The following is a 12,563-nucleotide window of genomic DNA, read 5'->3' as shown; positions in this document are numbered from 1 at the left end:
GTAGCTCAGTTGGTAGAGCGACAGCCTTCCAAGCTGTAGGTCGCGGGTTCGAGCCTCGTCATCCGCTCAAAGGTCAATCAGAAATGGTTGACCTTTTTGTGTTTATAGACTTTTTAATCACTTATTGCTATTATCTTTTTCCTGTATTGAGCAGGAGTTACCCCAATGACTTGTTTGAACTGCCGGTGAAAGTATGACATGTTTTCATAACCACAGTCCATTGCTATTTGTGTCACGGGTTGAATACTATCTTGTAATTCTTGACATATTATATGTATCCTAAACTCATTGAGGTACTGCGTGAAGGTCTTGTTGAATCTTTTTTTGAAGAACTTACAAAAAGAGGATTTAGTCATACAACATAAATCAGCTACTTCTATGACTAGAATAGGACTTTGATAGTGATCTTCTATATGATGTATAATTTTATCTACTCTACTGTCAATTTTTTGAGAAGTAAAGGTCTCAATAGGTTCTGATAAAATTTGGTAGTCCTTTAATTCACTCAATTGATGTAGAATCTGTAAAAAAAGTATCATTCTTGGCATTTCGGAAGATTGATGTAACGCCAAAAGCATTTGCCCAATATTTTCTGTCATCATTGATTTTCTAAATACAATACCAGCTTTGGCCTTTTCTAGCATCTTTCCGACCTTCAGAAACTCTTTAATTCCCGTAATTTTTGCATTGAATTGTTCAGCTTTCCACTGTACATATACAGAAGAAGCACCTTGATTATAATTACTGGCATTTTTCCATGCATGAGGTAATGAAGACCCAATCAAAACCAAATCTCCTGCTTGAAACTGTTGAATGCTGTTACCGATATACCGAATCCCATTACTTTTTAATACATAAGTTAGCTCAAGCTCTTCATGATAATGCCAAGGAGAATTAAAACTTATATCATCATAGATAAAAGTATGAATTGAATGATCCAGTTGCTTAGGGATAACTTCTAGTTTTGCTCTCATTTTACGCTATGTTGTTAGTTGTTCTTTCGATTTAGTAGTTATTGGACAATATAGTACACAAATCGTAAAATATTGAATTTATTAAACGTAATAATCACACCATAATTTTGTCTTAAACTAAAGTAAAGAAGTATGGAAGTGATATGCAGCGGACTTAATGTCGTCGATTTATTAGTCACCGTACCCAATAAGGTTCCTTATGGTGAGAAAACAGAATGTGAGAAGATCATAGTTCAAGGTGGAGCTCCGGCAGGTAATGCAGCAAGCGGAATAGCAGCACTTGGCCATGAAATTGGCTTTTTAGGGTATTTTGGAGAAAATACTTTAAGTGAGATTGCAAGAGCAGAACTCAAAAGACATGGAGTTGTAGATAAACTGTTTGTAGCAAAAGAAAATGCAACCCCAGCAATAGCTATTGTTCAGGTGGACGATGAAGGAGAGCGTACAGTTCTTTATTCGATGGACAATTACTCTTCATTCAGCCCGGTAGATTTTAAAGAAGAATGGCTAAGTGATACAAAGCTGATTCTTGTAGATGGGTATGATATAGATATTAATCTTCACCTATTAAAGCTTGCTAAGAAAAAAGGAATTACAACTGTATTGGATATGGAAGCAGGTGAGGAAGCGACAATGATAGAAATGTTGAAGCTAGCAACATATTCTATTTTACCGCTTATATGTGCTCAAAAACTATCTAAAACTGAGGAAATTGAAGACTGCGTAAAGGTACTTTCTAAGTTAACCGAAGGACAAGTGGTTGTGACGGACGGAGCAAACGGTTCTTACGCTTTAGAAGAGGAAATTATAGTACATCAACCTGCTTATAAGGTAGAGGTTGTAGATACAACAGGTTGTGGGGATGCCTTTCATGCGGCGTATGCATCTGCAGTATTGCAAGGGATGCAATTAAGAGAAAGAATGAACTATGGTAGTTTCTTCGCTTCTCAAGTAGCAAAAGTGTTTGGAGGCCGAACTTCATTCCCTTCACGAAAAGATATGGAAGAAAATCTTCCTTCAATCAAAGCAACTCTATAATGTAAATCACATTATCAATTACTCTATTTAATTAATCAATAAAACAGAAATCAATGGAAACAGTAGCATCAAACCCAGTTGAACAAGGCATTGTAAGTCATCTATTTGAAAAACTAATCCAACCCGCAAAACCACAATTTGTAGCCAAAGTAGGATTGGTGGGTATCGGGCTAGAAGAGCATTTTGACTGGGCTTCTATCAAAAAGAATTATAAAGTAGCACAAACAAACCTTCAAAAAGCTTTACCTAAAGACTTCTTTCAGCTTTCAAGCTCAAAAGGACCTTTACAGACAAAGGAAGAAATGCTGGATTGGTTGCAGTCTGTTGAAAAAGAAGGAATAGATGCATTGGTGATTTATCAAGGTTCTTACATCGCAGGTGATTTGGCAGCCACATTAGCAAGATGGCTGAAACAACATGCTATTCCTGTATTAAGCTGGTCACATGATGAAGCAACAGGCGGTAGGTTAGTCAATAACCGTTTGTGTGGCCAGAACTTCCTATTGAATATTTTAAGCTCAAGTAATGTGAAATATTCTTGGCTTTTTGAACATCCTGAGTCAGATCGTTTGTCAGAAAGAGTAATGCCATTTGCGAAAGCGGCTTATGCTAAAGCATCGATGAATCAGAGGATGATTGGTATGATCGGTGGGTTTAGAGTGCCGGGTTTCTATGATTGTGAATTGAATGAAATTGCATTGTTGGAACGTTACGGTTTGATTGTAGATAGAGTAGATTTTGAAACGATTTGGAAGCATGGGCAGAAGTTTAAGGAAGAGGATATTGATGAGATTAGAGAAGCATTGCTTTTCCACCCACTTTGCAAATTTAATAATGTAACGCCTGAGCAGATCAATAAATGTATCCGTTTGTCATTAGCAGTTGCAGATTTTAGCCGTCAACAAAATTATATAGGAATAGGCCTGAAAAACTGGCCAGAATTATTTGATCATTATGGAATCGCTGGAGATGGAGCAGGAGCGTTGATCCAAGATATTGGAATTCCAGTGGCAGATGAATCAGATATGGGCGCTTTATTGACAATGGTTGTGATGAATCAAGTGACGCTGATGGAAGGTATACCAACATTAGTAGATTTATCATTGATAGATAATGGAAATGACAGAATAGGTTTCTGGCATTGTGGAGGAGCACCTACAAAATTAATCAACGAGGAGACTGGATTTGAAGTGAGAAATCACAGTATCCTTGAAAATTATAGCATCGAAAGCAGTATGGGAATGTTATTGGAGTTCTTACAGAAAACAGGCCCAGTAACCATCGCAAAATACCAATATCCTGACGGAGCAAGAGTATTTAACTTCGAAGGAGAAATTCTTTCTTCAGAAATGGCCTTCAGAGGTAGTTATGCAGAAGTGAAGCCTGAAGTTTATGAAGCGAAAGATGTATTGTCTGCTGTATTGAATAATGGTTGTGATCATCACTGGATCATAGGCAGAGGACATTTCCTAAAAGAATTAGAAACATTAAATCACTGGCTTGAGGTAAGACAGATTGATATTCCTAAAAATCTTGACCACTTGTACGGTCATAGTCTGTAGAACACTTCATTTCATCTATCAAATGGTCATGCTTAAATAGAGCATGGCCACTTATCATCTTATAATTATGGAAAAGAAATTTTCAGAACAATTTTCATCATTGCACGAGCTTTTTAAAGCCTATAGAAAATCGGAAAGATGTTTAGCCGCTTTCAATGTCAATGATAATTATGACCTAAAAGCTGTAGTAGAGGCAGCAAATGAAATGAATACGCATGTAATGGTCATGACTTATCCACCTGTAGCGGATTTGATCACTCCTCAGGTTTTTGCTAAAATGGTGGAAGGAATGAGATTGAATGCTCATAATAAAGTATTCCTTCATTTAGATCACAGTACTTCTGTAGATCAATGCAAAGCGGCTATTGATGCAGGTTATGATTCTGTCATGATTGATGGCTCTCAGCAACCTTTGGAAGAAAACATCAAAATGACAAAGGAAGTGGTGGAGTATGCAAAATCAGCCAATGTTGTGGTTGAAGCTGAAATTGGAAAAATTTTAGGAAGGGGAGTAGAAGTGAAATCAGATGATGATTTTTTAGCCTCCGTGGCAGATGTGACACAATTATATAAAGAAGCTAATCCGGATATTGTAGCTGTTGGAATAGGAACAGCACATGGTTTCACACCTCAAGAACCAAAAATTCATTTCGGAAGATTAGGAGAAATAGCAGATGCAATTCCAGCTCCGTTAGTACTGCACGGAGGAACAGGAATTCCAGACAAAGACATTCAGAAATCCATTTCAATGGGTATGAGTAAAATTAATATTGGTACAATCGTCCATACCACTTATATGCAAGAAGCATTGAAACGTATGAATGAAGCGGGTAAAAATGCTTACCCTCCATTTATTATGAATGAAGTAGTGCCATTAATTAAAGAGGTGGTTGTAGATCGATTGAAAGCAGTGAATTTTCAAGATGAATTGGTTGTTTGATCAAATCAAGCTCTCGTTTAATAAAAAAATGGATACCTTATATATAATAGGGTATCCATTTTCATCAATATGATATGCCATTAAGCCTCTTTAGAAGCAAACTTTTCAATTCCATATACTAAAAAGAAACCAACAATAGCTAAGATGATAGCTAAAACTAATTGGTTATCTCCATCAAAATATTGAGGTAAGATAGACTTTTCTATTAAAGGTTTTGTTTCACCATGTCTATCAACATAAGTTTCCATCACTTTTTTCCACGGCCATACTTTATTCAAAGAACCAATCATCACACCGGATAATAAAGCAATCGTAAAGTCATGGTATTTTTTCAATAAGAAGGATAATACTCTTGAGAAGCTAGTAATGCCAATCGCTGCACCAGCTCCAAATATTGCAATTACTTTAATATTTAACTCTGTAAGAGAAGTCAGAATATAATTATATTGCCCCATTAATAAGAGCATAAAAGAACCAGAAATACCTGGAAGGATCATAGCACAGATGGCAATCATGCCAGCTACAAAAACATAGATTTCTCCCTCAGGAGCTTCACTTGGAGTGGCCACTGTAATATAATAAGAGAAAACTACACCTATAATTAATGCAATAATTGAAGCAACGTTCCATTTGTTGACTTGACGACTTACTAATAGAGTAGAAGCGATAATCAACCCGAAAAAGAAAGACCATAATCCAATAGGCTCATTAGCCAAAAGGTATTTCATCAATTTTGCCAGTGAAAATAATGCAGTACCAATACCAAGAAACAAAGGGATTAAAAAGTTAAGGTCTAGTTTCTCCCAAAGTTCTTTGATCTTGAATTTGGATAAAAGTTTCAACGCTTCAAGATCTATGGAGTTAATAGCATTTAAAAGTCGTTCGTAAATTCCAGTAATAAAGGCAACGGTTCCGCCTGATACACCAGGCACAACATCAGCAGCACCCATGGCTACACCTTTTAAAAAGATAAAAAGTTTTTCTTTCATTGATTCTTTAATATAATTTGTAGCAAATATAGTGTAAGTCAACGAACAAAAAAGTTTGCATCTTCAACTATTTAGGAACTGATATTATTTTTTATAAAAATGGATGAACAGATAAGAAAGGCCTCTATTGATATGGGGACAAATACATTTCAATTATTAATAGCTAATGTAATTGGAGATAAAGTAGAGACGATTTTTACTCAGGATATTTTTGTTCGATTAGGGAAAGGGGGAATTTCTAATGGAGAAATTACGGAAGAAGCGATGCAGCGTGCTTTTGATGCATTAGATAAGTTTCAAAAAGTAATAAAAGAAAATAAGGCAGAGGAGGTAAAGGTGGCGGCTACTAGTGCAGTTCGATCAGCCAATAATGGAGAAGACTTTATTAAAGACATATATAATAGGTATGGACTTGTGGTAAATATTCTTTCTGGGACTGAAGAAGCAGAAGTAATATATAAAGGAGTTAAAACAGATACCGATATTCAAGACATCGCCATAATTATGGATATCGGAGGAGGAAGTGTTGAATTTATTATTGGTGATGCCGAAAAAGTATTGTGGAAGCAAAGCTTTGAAATTGGAGCTCAACGCCTTTATGATCTGTTTTGCAATGAAGATCCAATCAGTGATGAGAATAGTGAGAAATTAGCGGATTACTTAAAAGAGAAATTAGCTCCCTTATTTGAGGAAAGTGAAAAATATAAATCATTGAAGTTTATCGGAGCTGCCGGAACATTTCAGACTATTCAAGAAGTTTATGGAGCGATTCATGATTGCAAACCTTCGTCAGTCAAAAACGTGAGTTATGAAGAGTATAAAAATATGCATCGTAAATTTGTGGGGTACACTCGGGAACAGCGTTTTGAAATACCAGGTTTGATTCCTCAAAGAGTAGACATGATTGTGCCCGCTTCCTTGTTATTATTTAATGTTCTAACCTTACTGAAAGTTAAAGAAATACATATTTCTTCGGGTTCTTTAAGAGAAGGTTTAGTCTTACTTTAATACAAGATTTCTTCTGCTTAAATATGAAATTTGATGACTTTTGATGAAAATAGTTCATTTTTAATGTTTTAGTAAGGTTTATTAGCACAGTCTTAACAAAGATTTAAATTTGTTTTATTTTGCTTGTAAAATGTTGATTATTAATATAATAATAGCGTAATTGTCACCCCTTAGGGGGTAGTGTATCGTGATAAGTTGAATTATTTCATCCTTATTTTCATCTATTTTTGGTATAGATGTTTGAAGTTTTTGAAAATCAATTTACCTTTGCATCTCGAATAGATACGGGAACTGTTTTTTCTAGTGCTTGAATCTATTTTTGGGAAGGTTCCAGAGCGGTCAAATGGGACGGACTGTAAATCCGTTGCTTCGGCTTCGCAGGTTCGAATCCTGCCCCTCCCACTATCAATAAATGAAGCTGTTTTTATATAGACCAATTTGTTGAGAAGAGTGTAGTAAATGTTTCTTCAGATCATGAACTATTCTCTATAAAAGGAAAATCGAAAATCTTCCTCGAAGATTGCGGTTACCGCGATAAGCTACCGTAGCTCAGGGGTAGAGCACTTCCTTGGTAAGGAAGAGGTCGGGAGTTCAAATCTCCTCGGCAGCTCGATTTTACTTTTTAAAATCTGAAGATTGAAATCTATTAATTGTATATAATTCTTTTTAAGAAAGATGGCAAAGGAAACATTTGACCGTTCGAAACCCCATTTGAACATTGGTACAATCGGTCACGTTGACCACGGTAAAACTACTTTAACTGCGGCAATTTCATCAGTTTTAGCAAACAAAGGTCTTGCTGAGCAAAGAGACTTTTCTCAAATTGACAACGCACCAGAAGAAAAAGAGCGTGGTATCACGATCAACACTTCTCACGTTGAATACCAAACTGAGAACCGTCACTATGCACACGTTGACTGTCCAGGTCACGCCGATTACGTGAAAAACATGGTAACTGGTGCTGCACAAATGGACGGTGCTATCTTAGTAGTAGCTGCTACTGATGGTGCTATGCCTCAAACTAAAGAGCACATCCTTTTAGCTCGTCAGGTTGGTGTACCTAAAATCGTTGTTTTCTTAAACAAAGCTGATATGGTAGACGACGAGGAGATGTTAGAGCTTGTTGAAATGGAAGTTGCTGAAGAATTAGAAAGCAAAGGATATGACGACGCTCCAATCATCAGAGGTTCTGCTTTAGGTGCATTAAACGGTGAAGACAAGTGGGTTAAAACTGTTGAGGAATTAATGGAAAATGTAGATGAGCATATTCCACTTCCAGTTCGTGACGTTGAGAAAGATTTCTTAATGCCAGTAGAGGACGTATTCTCGATCACAGGTCGTGGTACTGTAGCTACAGGTCGTATTGAGAAAGGTGTTGCTAACACAGGTGACGCAGTTGAAATCATGGGTCTTGGTGACAAATTAACATCAACTATTACTGGTGTTGAGATGTTCCGTAAGATCTTAGATAGAGGTGAAGCTGGTGACAACGTAGGTATCCTTCTTAGAGGTATCGACAAAGAGCAAATCAAGCGTGGTATGGTAATCTGTAAGCCAGGTTCTGTAACTCCTCACAAGAAGTTTACTGCTGAGATCTACGTTCTTTCAAAAGAAGAAGGTGGTCGTCACACTCCATTCTTCAAAGGTTACAACCCTCAGTTCTACTTCCGTACTACTGACGTAACTGGTACTATCGCTTTACCTGACGGTGTTGAGATGGTAATGCCAGGTGATAACGTAACTATCACAGTTGATCTTCAAAAAGAAATCGCAATGGAGGAAGGTCTTCGTTTCGCGATCCGTGAAGGTGGACGTACTGTAGGTGCAGGTCAAGTAACTACAATCGTAGAGTAATTGATTTCAGCGTCAGCTGAGTTCTACATATTGGAGGTCGTCAAGCAATTGGCGACCTCTTTATATTTAAAAGCCATCCTATTTCTCAATGGGATGGCTTTTTCTTTATATCAATTCAAGGTTTTGACTTTTATGTTGCTTGAGATTAATCATTTGTAAGAATGTTAAGTAACAGTTGAGCTTCTACCCTTTGACTTCAAAGCCTTGACTTTTTTGCTTCGTTTTTGTGTTAAGATAAATATGAAGAAGAAGGTAGCTTGGAAGGAAAATATAGAATCCCTGTAGAAATACCGTTTGAAAGTTGACGGTAATTTATTTTGATAAAGTACTTCCCTACGATTGTTCCTTCTTCAATTTTTCCATCTCAAACATAATATCTCTCAACCTCGCCGCTTCTACAAAGTCAAGATCTTTTGCAGCTTTTTCCATATCACGTTTCACTGCTTTAATCTTAGATTCTAAATCATCAGTATTCTTCGTTTGATATTCCGAAATAGCTTCTGCTGCTTTTGCACTATCACTCTCATCCAATTCGTAACTTTTGACGATTGCTTTTCTGTCCGCAACTTGAGTTTGTTCCAAAATGGCATCTTGTGATTTTTTCACTGTAGTAGGAGTGATACCGTGCTCTAAATTGTATTCATGTTGAATCTTCCTTCTCCTCTTTGTTTCATCAATGGCTTTTTTCATGGAAGCGGTCATTTTATCCGCATACATAATCACTCGTCCATTTGAGTTTCTAGCAGCACGGCCAATAGTTTGAATCAGCGACCTGACATTTCTTAAGAAACCTTCTTTGTCTGCATCCATGATTGTAACAAGAGAAACTTCAGGTAAATCGAGACCTTCCCTTAATAAATTCACTCCAACCAATACATCAACAATCCCAAGACGTAATTCTCTTAGAATCTCAACTCTATCCAATGGTTTGATTTCAGAATGGATGTAAGTAGATTTTATTCCAATTTGATCAAGGTATTTTGAAAGTTCTTCCGCCATTCTTTTCGTTAGAGTGGTGATCAAAACTCTTTCGCCTTTATCAATTGTAGCTTGAACTTCCTCCAATAAGTCATCAATCTGATTTAAAGTTGGACGAACATCAATTTCAGGATCTAATAAGCCAGTAGGACGGATGACCTGTTCAGTAATTTCACCTTGTGTTTGTAAAAGTTCATAATCACCAGGTGTAGCACTAACATAAAGTGTTTGACTGGTTACATTTTCAAATTCATTAAAAGTAAGAGGCCTGTTGTCCAATGCAGACGGTAATCTAAAGCCATTATCCACTAAAGAAACTTTCCTCGATCTATCACCTCCCCACATTGCTCTAATTTGCGGAAGTGTGACATGACTCTCATCAATCACCATCAAGAAATCATCGGGGAAATAATCTAACAAACAGAAAGGACGTTGCCCTGCTCTTCTTCTATCAAAATATCTAGAGTAATTTTCAATACCAGAACAATAACCCAATTCTCGAATCATTTCAAGATCAAATTCTGTTCTTTCCTTAATTCTCTTCGCTTCAGCAGAACGGTGGTCCTTTTCAAAGAATTTTACTTGTTCTACTAATTCATCTTGGATTTCAATAATAGCATCATTAATCACATCTTTTCCAGTCACGAATAAATTCGCAGGGAAAAGAGAAATGCTATTTTCTCTAGAGATCATTCGACCAGTTTCGGGGTCAATTCTCTGGATTTCTTCAATTTCATCATCCCAATAAATCACTCGATAAGCAAAATCAGCGTAAGCAGGGAAAATATCTACAGTATCACCTTTTACTCTGAAGTTACCACGATTAAATTCAACCTCATTTCTAGCATATAAGATGTCTACTAGATCTCTTAGAAATTGTTGTCTAGGGTATTGAACACCTGCGGCGATTTTTAAAACACTTTTTTCAAATTCTTCAGGATTACCAATACCATAAATACAGGAAACGGATGCCACTACAATCACATCTCTTCTTCCAGACATCAACGCAGAAGTACAAGCAAGTCTTAACTTCTCAATTTCTTCATTGATCATTAAGTCTTTTTCAATAAATGTATCAGTGGTTTGGATGTAAGCTTCTGGTTGGTAATAATCATAATAGGAGATAAAGTATTCTACAGCATTTTCAGGGAAAAACTGTTTGAATTCACCATATAGTTGAGCAGCCAATGTTTTATTATGACAAAGTATCAGAGTAGGTCTACCTGTTTCTTTAATGACATTCGCTACACTAAAAGTCTTTCCTGAACCTGTAACGCCAAGAAGAATTTGAGACTTTTCTCCATTCTCCACTCCTTCAGATAATTTTCTGATGGCTTCCGGTTGATCACCCATAGGGGTAAAATCTGCTACTAATTTGAAATCCATAAAATTCTTTGATATAAGTCTATAAATATACAAAAAAGAACATCAAAACCGGAGGAGGTTGTATTGTCTTTTTATCTTTTAAAGCCTTAATTTTTTGTGGAAAATAGAATTGAAAAATAAAAAAGTGGAAGGCTTAAAAATGAATCTTCCACTTTTGTGAAATCTAATAAAAGGGTTTTAAGGTATAATTATTATTGAGTAATTTCATCTAAGATTTTACCAAAGTCTCCTACTAGTTTCTTTGAGGTGTAATTTTTATATTTTTCATTTCGATCTAAAGGTAGCTTCTTTTCCTTAGTCCAGGTATCAAAAGCTTTTCTCAAAAATGCCTTTGTTTCTTCTTTTTCATTATACTCAAAACAGGTTCCCATATTTGTTTCCAATACAATTTCTGCTGAATTACCTTTCTTGTTACCTAATAGAAGAATATTTCGATCTAAAGCAAGGTATTCAAATAGTTTTCCAGGTATTCTACCCGAAGCATTATCCGCTTTATTTAATAGTAATAATAGAACAGAAGATTCCTTACCGTGCTTTAGAGCTTCGTTTCTTGATAACTGAGGAATATGTTTGAATACACCTAGAGGTTTGTTCTCTTCAAAACAATCTAAAATCTCTTTGTCGATTTGTCCAATAAATTGCAGTTGGAACTTTTCCTTGAATTCTTCTGATTCTTTTGCTAATTCTACCACGGCCTCCATTAATTCATTGGGTACTCTATCATGACCAGCTAATCCAAGGTGAGTCATGATGAACTTAGAATTGTTTGCATCGATATTTTCAATTTCAGAAAAATCATTAGGGTCAAAACCCCATGGAATCGTATGGACATTATGTGCACCAATGTCTTCAAGGTCCTTTTTCCAAGCCTTACTAACAATTACAGTAGCATCAGCTTGGTCAAAACAAAATTTTTCTAATTTATGATGGTATTGATCCGCCCAAGGCGTAAGTATTAATTCTTTATAATAATCGATTTGAGTCCATGGGTCTTGATAATCCGAAAGCCAAGGTATATTAAATTTTTCTTTTAATCGAGCACCAATTAAAGTTACTGAATGTGGAGGGCCTTCAGTAAAAATGGCATCCACATGATTATTCTCTAAATATTCTGAAAGTTGATTAACGGCTTTTTTTACCCAGAACTTACGAGCATCAGGTATAAAAAAGTTACTTCTGATAAAAACAGAGAGTCTATCTTTCCATCTTTTACTTTTTTCGTCCTTTACTACCAGTGCATTCATCACATTTTCATCCTTAGGACGGGCTGTAAATTTCTTATATAAACTATAAGGTTCCCAGATTGGAACTTCAATTCTTTCGATATCTTGAGGGAAATCGTTAATTAAGCCTTTGTCTATTGTTGGGTAATGTGCATCTTTTGGGGTGACCAATACGGGTTCCCATCCTACAGATCGTAAATATTTGATTAATTTTAAAGGTCTGATAATCGAAATTCCACCACAAGGAGGAAAGTAATAAGTGATAAATAAGACTTTTTTCATGCTTTAAATTGTCATTTATAAAAACAGTTCAATTTAGTTATTTATTGAATGAAGAAATAACAAGCATGGGAATGAATTTATTGTTGTTTTTTAAAATGTTGATTATTAGCGATAAAGTATAAGATTTACTTTTGTTGATGATATTTTTTTTGATAACCCCTTGCATTTTCAAAACAAGCTTTTACCTTTGCACTCGCTTTTGAACGGAAAGCCAGCAAAAACATGATGTAAAAGAAGACTTTTTTGATGATGCAAATCTTTGTGTCAGAGTAAAATGAAGCAATGAAAATTAAGTTTCTAAATAAAACAAAATAAGCATTGCAGATTAA

General features: G+C 35.8%; 10 protein-coding genes and 2 tRNA genes. 7 read left to right on the top strand and 5 right to left on the bottom strand.

The genetic code is table 11. From position 1 onward, the window contains the following. Positions 1 to 113: 113 nt before the first annotated feature. The gene (locus tag IC221_RS28815; protein WP_188172251.1) at positions 114 to 974 is read right to left on the bottom strand and encodes an AraC family transcriptional regulator; all 861 of its coding nucleotides are present in this window, start codon (positions 972 to 974) and stop codon (positions 114 to 116) included. 132 nt (positions 975 to 1,106) lie between these two features. On the opposite strand from IC221_RS28815, the gene IC221_RS28810 reads away from it, so the two are divergent. The 3 genes from IC221_RS28810 to IC221_RS28800 all read left to right on the top strand — a co-directional run bounded on the left by IC221_RS28810 (position 1,107) and on the right by IC221_RS28800 (position 4,514). Then, entirely contained in the window at positions 1,107 to 2,012 is a 906-nt protein-coding gene (locus IC221_RS28810) for a carbohydrate kinase family protein (RefSeq protein WP_188172250.1), read from the top strand. Between the two features lie 53 nt (positions 2,013 to 2,065). Further along, positions 2,066 to 3,574, top strand: coding sequence for an L-fucose/L-arabinose isomerase family protein (locus IC221_RS28805; RefSeq protein ID WP_188172249.1), 1,509 nt, complete (start codon positions 2,066 to 2,068; stop codon positions 3,572 to 3,574). Positions 3,575 to 3,641: 67 nt separating this feature from the next. Then, positions 3,642 to 4,514 carry a class II fructose-bisphosphate aldolase gene (locus tag IC221_RS28800; RefSeq protein ID WP_188172248.1) on the top strand — a complete coding sequence of 291 codons (873 nt, stop codon included), beginning with the start codon at positions 3,642 to 3,644 and terminating at the stop codon, positions 4,512 to 4,514. Between the two features lie 80 nt (positions 4,515 to 4,594). Here the strand turns inward: IC221_RS28800 and IC221_RS28795 are convergent, their stop codons facing one another. Further along, a complete protein-coding gene (locus IC221_RS28795; RefSeq protein WP_188172247.1) occupies positions 4,595 to 5,503 on the bottom strand; it encodes a DUF368 domain-containing protein in 909 nt (302 codons plus the stop codon). Positions 5,504 to 5,602: 99 nt separating this feature from the next. On the opposite strand from IC221_RS28795, the gene IC221_RS28790 reads away from it, so the two are divergent. The 4 genes from IC221_RS28790 to tuf all read left to right on the top strand — a co-directional run bounded on the left by IC221_RS28790 (position 5,603) and on the right by tuf (position 8,365). After that, positions 5,603 to 6,511 (top strand): exopolyphosphatase, encoded by a 909-nt coding sequence (locus tag IC221_RS28790; protein WP_188172246.1) that lies wholly within the window; start codon positions 5,603 to 5,605, stop codon positions 6,509 to 6,511. A gap of 321 nt (positions 6,512 to 6,832) precedes the next feature. After that, positions 6,833 to 6,913: transfer RNA gene (locus IC221_RS28785), tRNA-Tyr, on the top strand. Positions 6,914 to 7,049: 136 nt separating this feature from the next. Beyond that, positions 7,050 to 7,121: transfer RNA gene (locus tag IC221_RS28780), tRNA-Thr, on the top strand. A gap of 65 nt (positions 7,122 to 7,186) precedes the next feature. Continuing rightward, positions 7,187 to 8,365, top strand: a complete 1,179-nt coding sequence (gene tuf / locus IC221_RS28775; RefSeq protein WP_188172245.1) for an elongation factor Tu — start codon at positions 7,187 to 7,189, stop codon at positions 8,363 to 8,365. Between the two features lie 333 nt (positions 8,366 to 8,698). Here the strand turns inward: tuf and uvrB are convergent, their stop codons facing one another. From uvrB to IC221_RS29705, 3 genes are all read right to left on the bottom strand, one after another. Beyond that, positions 8,699 to 10,729, bottom strand: a complete 2,031-nt coding sequence (gene uvrB / locus IC221_RS28770) for an excinuclease ABC subunit UvrB (RefSeq protein ID WP_188172244.1) — start codon at positions 10,727 to 10,729, stop codon at positions 8,699 to 8,701. A gap of 191 nt (positions 10,730 to 10,920) precedes the next feature. After that, positions 10,921 to 12,234 carry a glycosyltransferase gene (locus IC221_RS28765; protein ID WP_188172243.1) on the bottom strand — a complete coding sequence of 438 codons (1,314 nt, stop codon included), beginning with the start codon at positions 12,232 to 12,234 and terminating at the stop codon, positions 10,921 to 10,923. Positions 12,235 to 12,359: 125 nt separating this feature from the next. After that, a partial coding sequence (locus IC221_RS29705) for a hypothetical protein (RefSeq protein ID WP_223241532.1) occupies positions 12,360 to 12,563 on the bottom strand: 204 nt, incomplete at its 5' end.

Source organism: Flammeovirga sp. EKP202 (assembly GCF_014534745.1).
Taxonomy (GTDB): Bacteria; Bacteroidota; Bacteroidia; order Cytophagales; family Flammeovirgaceae; genus Flammeovirga.
Note: the sequence above shows the minus strand (reverse complement) of the source record. Positions and strands in the feature narration are given on the sequence as shown.